The 15,629-nt window shown below is 43.7% G+C and carries 12 protein-coding genes; 9 read left to right on the forward strand and 3 right to left on the reverse strand.

What is annotated here, in order from left to right; translation table 11 throughout:
* Positions 1 to 347 precede the first annotated feature (347 nt).
* A complete protein-coding gene (gene glyA / locus DC094_RS00425) occupies positions 348 to 1,616 on the reverse strand; it encodes a serine hydroxymethyltransferase (RefSeq protein WP_116685137.1) in 1,269 nt (422 codons plus the stop codon).
* 157 nt (positions 1,617 to 1,773) lie between these two features.
* Between glyA and ettA the strand changes: the two genes are divergently transcribed.
* The 9 genes from ettA (at position 1,774) to DC094_RS00475 (ending at position 13,272) form a co-directional block, all read left to right on the forward strand.
* Positions 1,774 to 3,441 (forward strand): energy-dependent translational throttle protein EttA, encoded by a 1,668-nt coding sequence (gene ettA / locus DC094_RS00430; RefSeq protein ID WP_116686141.1) that lies wholly within the window; start codon positions 1,774 to 1,776, stop codon positions 3,439 to 3,441.
* A 704-nt stretch (positions 3,442 to 4,145) separates the two neighbouring features.
* On the forward strand, positions 4,146 to 4,688 hold the full coding sequence (locus tag DC094_RS00440; RefSeq protein ID WP_116686142.1) for a GspH/FimT family pseudopilin: 543 nt from the start codon (positions 4,146 to 4,148) through the stop codon (positions 4,686 to 4,688).
* A gap of 29 nt (positions 4,689 to 4,717) precedes the next feature.
* Positions 4,718 to 5,311: a prepilin-type N-terminal cleavage/methylation domain-containing protein gene (locus tag DC094_RS00445; protein ID WP_158527184.1), complete on the forward strand. Its 594-nt coding sequence runs from the start codon at positions 4,718 to 4,720 to the stop codon at positions 5,309 to 5,311.
* Positions 5,308 to 6,054, forward strand: coding sequence for a PilW family protein (locus tag DC094_RS00450; RefSeq protein WP_116686143.1), 747 nt, complete (start codon positions 5,308 to 5,310; stop codon positions 6,052 to 6,054). The genes DC094_RS00445 and DC094_RS00450 overlap by 4 nt, the downstream gene beginning before the upstream one ends.
* 9 nt (positions 6,055 to 6,063) lie before the next feature.
* On the forward strand, positions 6,064 to 6,651 hold the full coding sequence (locus DC094_RS00455) for a hypothetical protein (RefSeq protein ID WP_116685140.1): 588 nt from the start codon (positions 6,064 to 6,066) through the stop codon (positions 6,649 to 6,651).
* 2 nt (positions 6,652 to 6,653) lie between these two features.
* Positions 6,654 to 10,178, forward strand: a complete 3,525-nt coding sequence (locus tag DC094_RS00460) for a pilus assembly protein (protein ID WP_116685141.1) — start codon at positions 6,654 to 6,656, stop codon at positions 10,176 to 10,178.
* Between the two features lie 115 nt (positions 10,179 to 10,293).
* Entirely contained in the window at positions 10,294 to 10,821 is a 528-nt protein-coding gene (locus DC094_RS00465; protein ID WP_116686144.1) for a GspH/FimT family pseudopilin, read from the forward strand.
* A 26-nt stretch (positions 10,822 to 10,847) separates the two neighbouring features.
* On the forward strand, positions 10,848 to 11,288 hold the full coding sequence (locus DC094_RS00470) for a type IV pilin protein (protein WP_116686145.1): 441 nt from the start codon (positions 10,848 to 10,850) through the stop codon (positions 11,286 to 11,288).
* 112 nt (positions 11,289 to 11,400) lie between these two features.
* A complete protein-coding gene (locus DC094_RS00475; protein WP_116685142.1) occupies positions 11,401 to 13,272 on the forward strand; it encodes a methyl-accepting chemotaxis protein in 1,872 nt (623 codons plus the stop codon).
* A 379-nt stretch (positions 13,273 to 13,651) separates the two neighbouring features.
* On the opposite strand, the gene cmoB is transcribed toward DC094_RS00475, so the two are convergent.
* Both cmoB and cmoA read right to left on the reverse strand, forming a co-directional pair.
* Complete coding sequence (cmoB, locus tag DC094_RS00485) at positions 13,652 to 14,626, reverse strand: tRNA 5-methoxyuridine(34)/uridine 5-oxyacetic acid(34) synthase CmoB (RefSeq protein ID WP_116685144.1); 975 nt, start codon at positions 14,624 to 14,626, stop codon at positions 13,652 to 13,654.
* A 49-nt stretch (positions 14,627 to 14,675) separates the two neighbouring features.
* Positions 14,676 to 15,410, reverse strand: coding sequence for a carboxy-S-adenosyl-L-methionine synthase CmoA (cmoA, locus tag DC094_RS00490; protein ID WP_116685145.1), 735 nt, complete (start codon positions 15,408 to 15,410; stop codon positions 14,676 to 14,678).
* Between the last annotated feature and the right edge of the window lie 219 nt (positions 15,411 to 15,629).

Here is a 15,629-nt window from a genome sequence, read left to right on the forward strand (position 1 = left end):
TCTAACGGCAAAATTCCTTATAAGTAACACCCATTTCATAGTGTCTATAACCAATTGATTTTTAGCTTCTAATTTGAGGCGATCAAACGACATATGCGGCGTTGGCTATTGATAAAAATACAGAGCAGGCCTGCTACGCCTAATCCATAACCCTTAACCCTTAACCCTTAACCCTTAACCCTTAACCCTTAACCCTTAACCCTTAACAACCCAGCCCAGCCCAGCACACTCAGCCCAGCACAACCACAAAAAATGCCGACCAATTACACTGGCCGGCATTTTTTTGTAATGCGTTTAAACGCTGAGTATTAGCGCTCTGTTTTAACGCGCCGTGCTAATACCTGAAATCAGGCATAAACCGGAAATCTGTTACATAACTCCAGCACCTTGCCACGCACCTGCGCTTCAACTTCTGAATTACCTTCACCGTTATCCACTAGAGAATCCAATACATCACAGATCCAACCGGTTAATTGGCGACATTCTTCTTGTTTGAAACCACGGGTAGTAATTGCTGGGGTTCCCAGTCGCAAGCCCGAGGTTACAAATGGCGAGCGTGGGTCATTCGGCACTGAGTTTTTATTCACCGTAATATTAGAGCGGCCCAGCGAGGCATCGGCATCTTTACCGGTCATGTTTTTGCTGATTAATGACACCAAAAACAAATGGTCTTTAGTTCCGCCAGACACAATGTCATAACCGCGTTGAATCATTACTTCGGCCATTGCCTGAGCGTTAACCACCACCTGCTTTTGGTAATCAACAAAATCTGGCTGCATGGCTTCTTTAAATGCGACCGCTTTTGCGGCAATCACATGCATTAAAGGGCCGCCCTGAATGCCGGGGAAAACTACAGAATTAAGTTTTTTTTGAATTTCTGGGTTTGGCTTGGCCAGAATCAAACCACCGCGTGGGCCGCGTAAGGTTTTATGGGTAGTGGTCGTGGTGACATCGGCAATATTGACCGGGCTCGGATAAATGCCTGCAGCAACTAAACCGGCAACATGCGCCATGTCGGCAAATAAATAAGCACCGACTTTATCGGCGATATCGCGGAATTTTTGCCAGTCGATGATTTGTGAGTAGGCCGAAAAGCCCGCCACAATCATTTTTGGTTGATGCTCGACTGCCAAAGCTTCTACCTGATCATAATCGATCAAACCGGTTTCACTGTTCAGGCCATACTGAACCGCGTTGTAGATTTTGCCGGAGAAATTTACATGGGAACCATGGGTTAAATGGCCGCCTTCAGATAAAGACATTCCCAGCACCGTTTCGCCCGGCAGCATGAGTGCCTGATAGACCGCACCGTTAGCTTGCGAGCCAGAATGCGGTTGCACATTGGCATAGTCGGCATCAAACAGCGTTTTTGCCCGGTCGATGGCCAGTGCTTCTGCAATATCGACAAATTCACAGCCGCCGTAGTAACGTTTTCCCGGATATCCCTCGGCATATTTATTGGTCAGCACACTACCTTGCGCTTCCATCACCCGAGGACTGGCATAGTTTTCAGAGGCGATCAGTTCAATATGCTCTTCTTGACGCCTTGCTTCCGCTTCCATCGACTGAAACAATTCATCGTCATAACCCGCAATAGTCATTGTTTTATCAAACATTCGCCCACTCTCCACCGGTTTGAATTTGGCCGGGATCATACGCCGTTAGTCATTAGAGCTCAATTGGTCTGACCGGGAAAATTCATTGGTCGGGAATTTCTAACAAGCGGGACACTTCTGCTAAGATGCCGCCATCTCCTGAACTATGGATTCGGTAATGGCTGAATACGTTTTTACCATGCATCGAGTGGGCAAGATTGTTCCACCGAAGCGTCAAATTTTAAAAGACATCTCACTTTCCTTCTTCCCGGGCGCCAAAATTGGTGTTTTGGGCCTGAACGGTGCCGGTAAGTCGACCCTGCTGAAAATCATGGCAGGCGTTGATAAGGACTTCGAAGGTGAAGCCCGCCCACAAGCTGGCATTCGCATTGGCTATTTGTCACAGGAACCACAACTGGATCCGGCAAAAGATGTTCGCGGCAATGTTGAAGATGGCGTGCGTGAAATCAAAGACGCACTGACTCGCTTAGATCAGGTTTACACTGCCTACGCCGAGCCAGAAGCTGATTTCGATGCACTGGCCGCTGAACAAGCAGAGTTGGAAAACCTGATTAACGCTGCTGATGGTCATAATTTGGACCGTCAGTTAGAAGTTGCCGCCGATGCACTGCGCCTGCCAGCATGGGATGCCGACGTCAGCAAGCTTTCCGGTGGTGAACGTCGCCGAGTCGCGCTGTGTCGTCTGCTGTTATCTAAGCCAGATATGTTGCTGCTTGATGAACCTACCAACCATTTGGATGCAGATTCTGTCGCTTGGTTGGAAAGATTCCTGCACGATTTCGCCGGTACCGTTGTGGCGATCACCCACGATCGTTATTTCCTTGATAACGTTGCGGGCTGGATTCTTGAATTAGACCGTGGCCACGGCATTCCATGGGAAGGCAACTATTCCTCATGGCTGGAACAGAAATCAAACCGTCTTGCTCAAGAAGCCCGCGAAGAAGCGGCTCACTGCAAGAGCATGCAGGCGGAACTGGAATGGGTTCGTAAAGGTGCCAAGGGCCGCCAGTCCAAAGGCAAGGCTCGTTTAAATCGCTTTGAAGAATTAAGCAGCCGCGAATTCCAGAAACGTAACGAAACCAATGAGATTTACATTCCACCAGGACAGCGTCTGGGTGATAACGTAGTCGACTTGCAAAACGTCAACAAAAGTTACGATGGCCGGGTATTGATTGACGACCTAAGCATTAGTATTCCTCGCGGCTCAGTGGTGGGGATTATCGGTGGTAACGGCGCTGGTAAATCAACACTATTTAGAATGATTTCCGGTATGGAACAGCCTGATTCTGGCTCGGTTGCCATCGGTGAAACGGTAAAAATCGCTTATGTTGAACAGCTGCGTGACGAGCTAGACGACAAAAAGACGGTATGGGAAGCAGTGTCTGATGGCCATGACATGTTAACCATTGGCGGCTTTGAAACGTCATCGCGTGCTTATGTCAGTCGATTCAACTTCCGCGGTGGCGATCAGCAAAAGCGCGTTGGTGAATTATCGGGTGGTGAGCGCGGTCGTTTGCAATTGGCATCTACCTTGAAGCAAGGCGGCAATATGTTGCTGCTGGACGAACCTTCAAACGACTTGGATATTGAAACCTTGCGAGCACTGGAAGAAGCCATTTTGGCTTTCCCGGGCTGCGTCATGTGTATCTCCCACGATCGCTGGTTCCTTGACCGCATCGCAACGCATATTCTGGCCTACGAAGACGACAGTCATGTTGAATTCTTCCCCGGCAACTACAGCGAATATGAAGAAGATAGAAAGCGGCGCTTAGGTGAGAAAGCAACACAGCCACATCGTGTTAAATACAAGCGAATTGATGCTTAATTTGTAGGTTGGTCGCGTTGCAACGAAATCGGGCATTTTAAAACGTAACAACATTGTCTGCTTTGTTGTGAAATGCATTCTTTGCTAGAAATAGAAAACGCCGGACCCATAATGGGTCCGGCGTTTTTTTATATTCTAAGGGCGGAGTGCAAGAAAAAACACCGGCGGTAATTAGCTTTTGCTTTGAACATTAACGATCAGAGTGCGCTACAAACTCACCAATGAGGACGGTACTATGGCGAAACTGGCAAAAGTTATCATTTTCGCTAAGCAGTATAATTACCCAGTGTTGAGCATTGGCGATATAGCGCAACATCGGCAATTAAATGAAAGAATCGGTAGCTAATTTCATTAAAATCTACGAGTAGCGCTGCTCTGATTGCCTGAAAATCCTCGCAGACCGACTTCTATCTTTGTATCTCTCGCCACATATCAGCTTGATATTTAATAAGAATATTTAAACAACCTCCAGCCAAAGCTTCACTCAAGCTAACTTCTGTTTGCATTTTCGTTACAACATTCGACGAAAGTCTATGTACAGCAATGGTATAACCAATATAAAATAATCCGCAATAAGCAATCCACGGAGCAGTCTCGGGAAAGCAAGTAACAAACCCCGATAATTGCATAGGATTAAGCACTTTCCAGAATTGCCTTATAACAGCTATATATTCTGGATATAAAAAGAAAACAAAGGATTTGAAATGGTTAGATCATCGCTGTCTTTTTATTACAGAGATAAAAAGCAGACTGGGGTCACACTGGTGGAACTGATGGTGACGATTGCCGTTCTATCAATATTATCAGCCATCGCTATTCCTTCCTTTAGCAGCATTCTCGATTCTTCCGCCAGTGAAGAGCAAACACGAGAACTGGTTCGCCTATTAAATTATGCACGCACTGAAGCGGTTCGACGTAATGAAGCTGTCTCAGTCCAACCTATTAGTGCCACAGCCACCAGCGCTGACTGGGAAAAAGAATTAGTGGTATTTGTAAATGATGATCGAACTGGCGCTGGCTTATATAGCAACGGCCAAACCATTCTTCGTCAACACGCAGCCGATCGAATCTCCGATGTATCAATCACTACCAATAACAACAATTTAATTATCAGTTTTGCACCCAGTGGAATGCTGGTAAACAGCCAACAAGCATTGGTATTCAAAGTGTGTGGTAAAGAAAAACACCGTCAACTCAACGTATCTCGTAGCGGACTAGTTAATAGCGGAAAGCTTTCCAGCTGCTAGATAAACCCTATTGCCTGAAGGATTATTCGGTGAAACAAATTTACTCAAAACAACCGGCTGGATTTTCTCTATTAGAAGTGATGATTACTTTGGTATTGCTTTCACTTGGGTCTTTATCTCTTGGCTATGTACAACTGGAATCAATGACTATCAGCTATCAAAGCAAGCAGTTTTCTGAAGCTGAATTATTAATGGAAGAAATTGCAAATACTTTGGTCGCCAACCGTAGCCTACTCGGCAACGATGATTTGTTTCAAAAAAAGCCAGGCGATGACTTCCCTGCTTATACCATTTTAGACGACGCTAACAACCAACCCTATAAGCAGACCTGTCACAGCGAGCCTTGTAGCAAGCTTGAATTTTCAAAAGCGTCGCTGGCAACTTGGCAAACACGGATTAAATCAAAGCTGCCAGTGACTGGCGGTATCTTAAAGGACGACACTTTTATATGCCGCGATAGCGACCCAACCGACAATATTAACTGCGATGGGTTAGGCGATAGCTTTCATATTTTTTTATCCTGGCAAGATACCTCAGCTGTAACACCTGAACTTGCTCCAGGAACAGATCCTGCTACACAAGTAAAAAATCATTTCAGCGCTCAATTGGTGCTAATCCCATGAACAATACAAAAGGCGTCACTCTGGTTGAGCTCATGATTGCCCTTGCACTGAGCACCATTCTCGGCATTGCATTGGTTCAGCTATATGCCAAGCAAAAAGTTACCGCAACAGAATTATCTCGCGAAAATCGATTAAATCAGGAATTACGTTTTGCTAATCAAGAGTTAAAACGCTGGCTTTCGTTAATCGGTTATTCTGCATTACCACAGAACAGTCGCGCCTTGGCATTTCCTGCATTAGCTGCCACCACGAATTGCCCTGCAATGCCCGCAGGGGTTGTTATCACCGCAGATTTAGCAAAATCCGCAGCAACACCAGGCATTTGCATTCGCTTTCAACGGACCTTCAACGAACAACGAGATTGCTTGGGAAGCAGCATAACAACTGCCTCAGTAGTCAATCGACTATTTTTGGATCCGGCTAATTTTCAAATAAAATGCACTAGCCAAGATCAAACGGGTGTTATTGCAGAAAACATTAGTGATTTAAATTTTTTATTTTTACTATCCGACACTTCTAATAAGCATATCACTCAAAAAATATCCATTAGTAATATAGCTAGCGCCGATTACTCCCGAATTAAAGCAATCGAAATCGCATTGCTAGGACGAAGTGCTAACTCCCATCCTTCTGCACCAGATTATAATTTCCCTCCTGATACAGAAACTAAAATCACGCCGCCTGATAAACACTACTACAGCTCAACCTCGACAACATTTAGCCTGAATAATGTCAGCTTGTGATGGAAAAAAATGAATAACATAAAAAAACAACAAGGCTTCACGCTGGTTTTAGCCATGGTTCTGCTATTAGTAATTGCATTTATTATTAATGGGGTTCAGCAAGACAACCTGATCAGCAGCCGTGAAATCAGCAACATCAAAGACCAGGCCGCAGCCACTCGAGCAGCCAATGCCGCAGCTAGACAGATTGAACGCTGGCTAGAAACTACCAACACTGCTCTGACCCCGTTGAATTACACCATTGCCTCATGCCCAATTCCGTGTATCGGCATTGTTAAACCTATGGCGCGAGACATGCAAACCATCACTAATTGGGCACAGTTTTGGGAAACCAAAGGACTGGCAATTGACCAAATGCCAGCCACTGGCGTTATTAACACTACCAATAGTTTTTCTTCCTATTCAGAATCACCCCGATCGGTTACCGGTTACATGGGATACGATTTAGCTGATAGCCGTGGCCGCGGCGAGATTACCGACCCAGAAGAAAGAAGCCGCCACATCGGCCCGCATTATTATCAAATAAATACAGCCAGCACTGGCAATAGCGGGCAATCATTAAGTGTTGTTCGAACCACTATGATTAAAAGGAAGTAGTCATGAAAAATAATAAAATAATAATACTGGGTTTAACCAGCTTATTAATGACTGTTTCTGCAGCAGCTGACAGTGTTAGCCAATCACCACTGTTTTTGACGCAAGGCGCTGCGCCTAATATTGTTTTTTCATTGGACGATTCGGGTAGCATGGGTTTTGCTCATGGCGGTGATGCGTATTGGCCTAGCAGCGTTGGTCTGACTTATTACAACCCATCTGGAAGTGCTAATGATTATGCTATTGCCGAACCAAGATACACTTCGCCTACTAGCAATCCATATTATTACAACCCTGAAACCAGCTATCAATTACCATTAAAAAATGATGGCACGACCTATAGCACTAGTTGGGAAAAAGCGTGGCTAAATGGATTTATTCAGGAAAATGAAGGCTGGGTTGACCTAACCACTGGTTTCAACCCCACTATTTATTATTTTAACAAAGGTGATGCTAAAAAGTGGCGTAATGGTGGGTCCGGTGATCACCCTGTAGCCCGCCCACGCCACATAGAAGAGCACAAGGGTGCAAGTAAAGGTTACTACCACCAATATAATCAAAACAATGCTGCTTGCAATAATTCTTTGGGTGATAGCGACTGCTTTACTTTAATATATCCAACAACAGCAGAAGAAAAACAAAACTTTGCTATTTGGTATTCTTTTTATCGAACACGTGCACTATTAACCATGTCCGCCGCAACCCTTTCATTTCGGGAGCTACCCAAAAATACTCGATTTTCCTGGCAAGCATTAAATACTTGCAATAGCTTTAGTGACAATAATGAAGGCGAAGGAAATTGCGCAAACAACTTTGGTGACCTTATAGATAGTCGGCTACAAACTTTTTCATCTACCCATAGAGATAATTTTTTTAATTGGCTAGCTAAAGCACCAGTAAGATCCGCAGGCACACCGTTAAGAAATGCTTTTATTCGTGCTGGCAATCTATTCTCACAAGCATCCTCTTATCAGGAAGATCCTCTCGCTTCAGACAGTACTAGCTATAGCTGCCGAAGAAATTATCATATTGCAATGACTGATGGGTTTTGGAGCGGTAGCCCTGCTGAAAGTCATACCGATGCCAGCGACACTTCAACAATTTTACCCGATGGAACTTCATACGCTCCCAGTACAATTTTTTCTTCAGATACTCGAGCATCTGCCAACGGAGATCAAATTACCTCTCTAGCAGATATTGCCTTTCATTTTTGGTCTAATGACCTGAAAGATACCGATGACGATGCGATTGACAATAATCTTTCAGCACAGTGGAATACCGAGAATCAGGAGTATTGGAATCCTAGGAACAATCCTGCCAGCTGGCAACATATGGTGAATTTTACGGTTGGATTGGCGATGAAAAACTATTTAACAAACCCCCAATACGACGGCACTACGTTTGGTGGTGGTTTTTTAAATATTGGAAACGGCGATGAGCAGATCCAGTGGCCAACTATTATTAAAAATGGCACAAATGCTGCCTATGATTTATGGCAGGCCGCAATCAATTCAAGAGGGCTGTTTTTTAGTGCTGAAAATTCAGCATCATTAACTGCAGCATTTAAAGAATTCGTTAGTGCTATCAAACAAGACTCTGCATCCGCAGCTGCGACTGGCGTTAACGGTTTTACTAGCGATGTATTAAGTAGCTTGTTTCATGTTCAGTTTGAAAGTGAATTCTGGAGCGGCGACGTCCGAAAGAGAGATTTAACAGCCAATGCCACACCAGGAGCTACGGTATGGAGTGCCGCAGAAACAATTGCTGCAATGAAAATTGGCGATAGAAAATATTTATTTGCAAAAAAAGGTGCAACTAATAATTTAGAAGAATTTAAGTGGAATTTTTTACCAGAAAACATTCAAAGCAATTTCGGCAACGGTGATTCAAAAAAGAAAGTTTATGGTAAAAAACGGCTGCAATGGGTTAAGGGAAATCACAAAGATGAAGGTACAGCAGCTGACCAGTTGCGGATAAGAAAAACACTGCCAAGCGGGAATATTTCAGTGCTTGGCGATATCGTTCACTCTTCACCGGTTTATGTCGGCAAACCTGATCGGTACGGCTATCAAAATTTACATAGTGCTAGCTACGCCGATTTTGCTGCATTAAATGCCAACCGAAAGCATATGGTTTATTTCGGCGCTAATGATGGAATGCTGCATGGGCTTGATGCCGAAAATGGCAACGAAGTGTTTGCATTTATTCCAACACCCGCATTAAAAAAGATCCATCTGCTGCCGGAGCAAAATTACAGCCACCAATATTATGTCGATGCGACGCCGGTTGCTGCCGATGTCTGGTTTGATGATAAATGGCATAGTGTTTTAATCGGCGGATTAGGTGCTGGTGGCAAGGGTATTTATGCGTTAGATATTACCACTCCCGAAACGCCAAAACTGTTATGGGAGCTTACCGCCAAAGATGACTCTCGACTTGGATACACACTGGCACAACCAAGGGTTATTCGGGCACACGATGGCAACTGGTATGTTGCACTAGCCAATGGTTATGAAAGCACTGCAAGCTCAAACCAATCAGCCCACTTGTTTTTATTGAATATTGAAACTGGTGCTATTGAAAAAACCTTCAGCATCGGAAATGAAACCGACAATGGACTATCTTCACCGGTCGCAGCTGATATTAATGGCGATTTGATTACCGACTTTTTATATGCCGGTGATTTAAAGGGTAATTTATGGCGTTTTGATTTGATCAACCATGATTCAAGCGAGCCACTAAAAAACATTAGCAATAAAAACCAATGGAAGGTCGCAGGAAGTAATTTGGGCGAACCTTTGTTTGCTGCCTCTAAAAACGCTGTACCACAGCCAATCACTACCCCACCACGGTTAATGCGCCACCCAACAACCAAAGGCCATTTGATTATTTTCGGTACCGGCAAATACTTTGAAACCTCTGATGCCGCCAAAAAGGATCAAAACGAAAACACCTTATACGGGATTTGGGACCAGACAACCGATGGCAAAACTGAACTTGCCACGATCAACTTCATTCAGTTGCTTAAACAAGAACTCCTTAGTAAAACGTCAGCAACATTCAGTGGCCAAAATAGTCAGCAAACACAGCATAATGTTTATCAATCTAGCCAAAAAAAACCAACTTGGTATGGCACTGAAGCAAACCTCGGTTGGTATATGCACCTTCCTGCGGGTGATTTAATGGCACATGATCCGGTTTATCGAACCGAACTTGCCTTTTTCCCTGTCAGTACGCCCAATGCAGATCCATGCCAGGCCTCTGGTTTGACTCGTTACTTATACGTGATCAATGCCGCCACTGGCGGTAGATCGCAACAATCTGTTTTTGACCTGAATAATGATCAAAAAATTGATGAAAAAGATAAGTACCTATCAAAATCGATTACTGCTTTGCAATTAACCACTCCAGCATTAATTACTTTGATTGGTGACATTGCGTATCTTAATCAAACTGATGATATTGCCACTATGTTGATTGGTTTTCCTGGCAATAGAACCGGTCGGCAAAATTGGCTGCGTTTATTCTAAATTAGCAATTGCCTGACCGCCGATCACGGTATGTTTGGCGGTCATATTGCATTGGCTTGCCAAAGCACTGCTATTGCATTAATTAATTCATATAACAAATATATAAGTAAATTTTATGATGATTCGTTACTTACATTTTTCTCAGAAAGGGGTCACTCTAATAGAGCTGATGATCGTGATCGCTCTATTAGCGATTCTGACTACGATTGCAGCCCCTTCTTATAACAATCTGATCCAGCGAAACTCTGTTGATGGTGGCGTTGACCTTTTTGTAGCTCAACTTCGACTGGCCAGAAATGAAGCAGTGCGGCGCAACACTACCGTCACCCTAGGAAAGTCAGGTAGTTCAACCGATTGGGTCGATGGCACTCGTGTCTATCAAGATACCACCCGAGATGGCTCTTCTTATGTTGCATCTACTCACGAATTAATTCGCCAGCAATCGGAATTTGACAACCTTATAATCACATCAAGTTTGAGCCCAAATTCAGCTAACATCATTAGCTTTCATCCTGATGGTTATGTTGCCAATACTGGCACCAATTGGTTTTGCCTCAAGAACAACGATCAAATACGACAGATCACTATAGAAAATAGCGGGCTAATTATTATCACTACCCCTAGCTCTAGTTCGTGCTCGTAAATCATACAAACCCGGAATCAGCTGACATGAAAAAAAATGGATTTACTTTAATCGAGCTGATGATAGTTGTTGCTGTGGTGGGTATTTTAGCCAGTATCGCTTGGCCCTCATACCAACAATCATTACGAAAGAGCTATCGCAAGGAAGCAGTTAGCATTCTGTCCATTGTTGCTCAAAAACAAGAAGCGCGATTGCTCAAGCAACAAAGCTACACCGATGATATCACTGCGTTACATAATGCTATTCGTCCTGTCGATACTGCTCTTCCCAACGGCCCTAAAGAAGGCATATCCCCAAGTGGCCAACATAAAATTACAGTTTCAACCAATGCCACCGCCACAACTAATGCTACTGAATACACTATCACCGCAACACCTGCTAATGGTGACGCTGAATGTGGCGCTTTGACTTATAACTATCTAGGCGTTAAAACAGCGGCAGCTGGTACGGTCGATTTATGTTGGTAAGCAAAGGCTTGTTAGCAACATGACATTTCTTTGTTTCTTTATCTAAAACACTAAAGCTTTTCTGTTACCCGCCGATACAACCAGCAAGAAATCAACCTCTGGACTTCGTGCGATGAAATTCTCTCACAAACTGGTATTAACCAGCACGTTAATCGCAACCGGTGCTATTGCGGCATTATCTACCGTTCTCTATATCAACAGTTATAACGAAACCACCACTACTGTTGAAAAAAGACTACAAAGCACAGCAACTAGCATGGCCGATCATATTGGCACATGGGTATCAGGGAAAGAAACACTGATTCTGACCCTTCAGCAAGGCATTAGCCAATCCACTAATGACCAACAAATACAAAAACTAATCGACTTACCTATTTTAAAACAAGAATTTTCTGTTGCTTACCTAGGATTAGAAGATCGACCAAACCTGATTATTAATTACCCCTTTAATAAAAAAGGCTATGACGCCAGGAAACGCTCTTGGTACAAAGAAGCCAGAGCAAAAGGCGGCATTAATGTTAAAAATCCATATCTCGATACCAAAACTGGCAAGCTGATGCTAGCAATTGGCACACCATTAACTGATAGCCGAGGCATTAATGGCGTGGTAAATGGAAAAATCGAACTAGATTCGCTATTAGACATCCTTGATAAGCACCCATTAGGTGATGCCGGGTATGCATTTTTAATTACTGGTCAAGGAAAGATAATCAGCCACCCAGATACCTCTTTTAATGGTAAAACGGTTGCAGATCTATTTACTAATCGCCCAACTCTTTCCAGTACAATTCAAAAAACCATGACAACAACCGAAGAACAGGCACTGACCTTTTCTTCAGTTTCGGTTGAAGGAATTGATTGGAAAGTGGGTGTCGTCATTAACCATGACAAGGCTTACGCAGGTGTCTACCAGCTTCGTAACATGGCAATTTTCTTTACCATTGGTACTGCGCTGACTTGCCTGTTTATTTACCAGTTAATTATTAGCCGCCTACTGCTTCCAATGAAAACCATTGGCAACGCAATGAAACAAATTGGTAGCGGACAAGCTGATTTGAGCCAAAGAATTCCAGCCAATAGCGGCGATGAATTTCAAGAACTGGCTGAAGACTTTAATCATTTTATGAGTTCACTACAAAATCTCGTGCATCAAATACAAGATATGGGCGGCTCATTATTAACCAGTAGCAGCCAGGCACAGCAAATCGCTGGCGATGCCGCTGGCCATATTAATCAGCAGCAACAGGAAACCGATCAGCTAGCAACGGCGATGAATGAAATGGCCGCCTCTGCGGCAGAAGTTGCTCAAAATGCACAACTGGCCGCGCAGCATACAGCTGAAGCAAGTCAAAACACCGTTGTTGGTCGTGAAGTAGTCGCAGATACTTCAGCAACAATCGATCAACTCGCTAAGCAACTGGAACAGGCGCATCATTCGGTTAATTTACTGGCTGAACACAGCGAAGGTATCGAGTCGATTACCAGCGTAATTAGCTCGATTGCCGAACAAACCAATTTACTGGCATTGAATGCTGCTATTGAAGCTGCCAGAGCCGGTGAGCAAGGACGTGGTTTTGCAGTCGTTGCCGATGAAGTTCGCAGCCTGGCCTCCAGAACCCAGGATGCTACTCGTGAAATTAAAACCATGATTGGTGAGCTGCGCGAAAAAACCGAACAGACCGTTCTAGTAATTGAATCCAGTGGTACTAGCGCCTATGAAAGCGTCAAAAAAGCCGAACAAGCTAGGAATGCGCTGGAACAAATTAGTGGCACTATTGAGCAAATCTCCGGCATGAATATACAAATCGCTAGCGCTGCTGAACAGCAATCGTCGGTAACAGAAGAGATTAATCAAAATGCGGTTGCAATTCGCGATGCTTCTTCAGCATTCACACAAAGCGCTTCAGACGTTGATCGAATCAGCCAGTCGCTACTAGATCAATCCCAGCAACAGCAAAAATTGCTTGGCCAGTTTAGCCACTAAATTCAGACCAAACAAAACCACTAAAAGCCTTGTTTAATTCAGGGCTTTTTTTATGTCGACAATAAATTTTCAAATATTAAATACCAGTCAGTCGCCTGAGGAATTTATTATTTCCAATGACGAATATATGGGAAAACAAATATATGAAAATCTAAATATGAGGAATATTAAATATTGGAATAAAAAAAGCCCAGCAAAGCTGGGCAAAGGTTTACACCGGAGAGCAACTGGTGCGGTCAGCAGGCTGACCTAAACATAACTGATTGACTGCAACAAAAAATATATGACGGCAGCAGCGTTGAATTAACAATACCCTGTCACCTGCCTTACAACCTTGACAAGGATCAACCATTAAATGATGAGTTTTCAAACGATGTTTCTATTTTTTATCAGCCAGTATAACTACACGTAATGGTGCAGGATAACCTTCAACTGTTTTACTTGGATCTTCAGGATCCAAATAATCAGATAACGACTCGTATTGCATCCATTCTGTAGCGCGCTGCTCTTGAATACTTGTCTGTGAAAGATCGACAGCACGGACATTAGAAAAACCACACCGATTAAGCCACAAAATCAACATATCTACTGAAGGGATAAACCAAACATTTCTCATCTTTCCGTAACGATCTTCTGGCATCAGAATTTGACACTGATCTCCATCAACAACCAAGGTTTCTAAGACTAATTGACCACCCGGGCGCAAGCAGCTTTTTAATTCCAAAATATGATCAATTGGAGCGCGCCGATGATATAAAACCCCCATCGAAAATACAGTATCAAATGCTTGCAAGCTTTGAGGTACTGCTTCGATACCTAAAGGTAAAAAATGCACCGACGAATCATCAATATATTTTTTAAATAATTCAAACTGACAAGCAAACAACATACTCGGATCGATGCCCACAACCATCGAAGCACCAGCACCACGCATTCGCCAGCAGTGATAACCACTACCGCAACCTACATCAAGAATCCTCCGCCCCTGCAGATCGTCAAGGTGTGGCAATACCCGCTGCCATTTCCAGTCAGAACGCCATTCAGTGTCTAACGGCACGCCAAACAATTCGTATGGGCCTTTCCGCCAAGGCATAAGCTGCTTTAAACCATCAAATAACTGCTGTCGTTGCTCTGCTGAAACTTCAGACTCATCGCCTACCTTTAACCAATCCGCATTCAAATCGACATTTTTAGCCACTATTTGCGGGATCGTATCGAATACGGGCAACCAACGCTTTAAATTACCGTTCTTCTTTTCATCCCAAGCGTCAGCTAACTGGGCAGGTAAAATTTCTTTCCAGGCTTCTAATGGCCCATCAAACTGACGATACAACTCGCTATAATCTACGATCATCAAATTTTCTCAATAAAAGGTTTTATTTAACAGCAATGGCAAACGCAGATTAAACTTTAATAGCGACCATCGAACAAAAGTTAAAACATTGGAACCACACATCACAACTGGCAAAACCAGATTGGCGCAACCGTTGTTGATGCACTTCTAATGTATCTGGCGTTAATACATTTTCTAGCGCATTTCTCTTTTGGCTAATTTCCATTTCAGAATAACCATTCAAACGTTTGAAGTTGTAATACATATCGGTTTGCATGTCGTGCACACGGCCATCAGAAAATGCTAATTTTTCTGACAGAATTAAAATGCCACCGGGTTTCAATCCATCATAAATTTTCTGAATTAATAGATCACGATCAATTCGGTCAATAAATTGCAGCGTGAAGTTCAGCACCACCACTGATGCATTTTTGATTTCCTGCTGGCGAATATCACCCAGTTTTACGTCAACTTTCGATTTCCCTGCTTGATCAAGCAATAGCACTCGACACTTTTCGACCATTGCTTGGGAATTATCTAGCGCAATAATTTTACAATCGGCATGGGGAATATTATCTCGCATCGACAAACTGGCAGCACCTAGAGAACACCCTAAGTCATAACAGTGACTACCCGGCTGAGCATACCGCTCTGCCAGATAACCAATCATCGAAATAATGGTGGGATAACCGGGCACCGAACGACGAATCATATCCGGAAAGACATTAACAACTTGCTCATCAAACCGAAAAGCTTCGACTACATCATGCTGATGGGCGTAGATATCATCTTGCCTATCACTCATACCATTACTCCAGACGGATTGGACCCGGCGAATCACCTAGCAAACAAGCTGTGCCGCGATCAACTGCAAAAGGCGGCCATTTTAACGGTTACCTGCCAAGATAAAAAACCGCTCGGGACAAAAGAATCACAATCAGTTTTCAATTCACCACTATTTAGCCCCAGCGGCCCATGATCTATTAGCCGCTAGCGAGCACCTACCACTGGCTCGAATTGCGAT

The sequence above is a fragment of the Pelagibaculum spongiae genome (assembly GCF_003097315.1).
Lineage (GTDB): Bacteria > Pseudomonadota > Gammaproteobacteria > Enterobacterales > Pelagibaculaceae > Pelagibaculum > Pelagibaculum spongiae.

Excerpts from the sequence above, each read along its gene's own strand:
- glyA (WP_116685137.1), bottom strand. The coding sequence starts at position 1,616 with ATGTTTGATAAAACAATGACTATTGCGGGTTATGACGATGAATTGTTT.
- ettA (WP_116686141.1), top strand. The coding sequence starts at position 1,774 with ATGGCTGAATACGTTTTTACCATGCATCGAGTGGGCAAGATTGTTCCA.
- DC094_RS00440 (WP_116686142.1), top strand. The coding sequence starts at position 4,146 with ATGGTTAGATCATCGCTGTCTTTTTATTACAGAGATAAAAAGCAGACT.
- DC094_RS00450 (WP_116686143.1), top strand. The coding sequence starts at position 5,308 with ATGAACAATACAAAAGGCGTCACTCTGGTTGAGCTCATGATTGCCCTT.
- DC094_RS00455 (WP_116685140.1), top strand. The coding sequence starts at position 6,064 with ATGAATAACATAAAAAAACAACAAGGCTTCACGCTGGTTTTAGCCATG.
- DC094_RS00460 (WP_116685141.1), top strand. The coding sequence starts at position 6,654 with ATGAAAAATAATAAAATAATAATACTGGGTTTAACCAGCTTATTAATG.
- DC094_RS00465 (WP_116686144.1), top strand. The coding sequence starts at position 10,294 with ATGATGATTCGTTACTTACATTTTTCTCAGAAAGGGGTCACTCTAATA.
- DC094_RS00470 (WP_116686145.1), top strand. The coding sequence starts at position 10,848 with ATGAAAAAAAATGGATTTACTTTAATCGAGCTGATGATAGTTGTTGCT.
- DC094_RS00475 (WP_116685142.1), top strand. The coding sequence starts at position 11,401 with ATGAAATTCTCTCACAAACTGGTATTAACCAGCACGTTAATCGCAACC.
- cmoB (WP_116685144.1), bottom strand. The coding sequence starts at position 14,626 with ATGATCGTAGATTATAGCGAGTTGTATCGTCAGTTTGATGGGCCATTA.
- cmoA (WP_116685145.1), bottom strand. The coding sequence starts at position 15,410 with ATGAGTGATAGGCAAGATGATATCTACGCCCATCAGCATGATGTAGTC.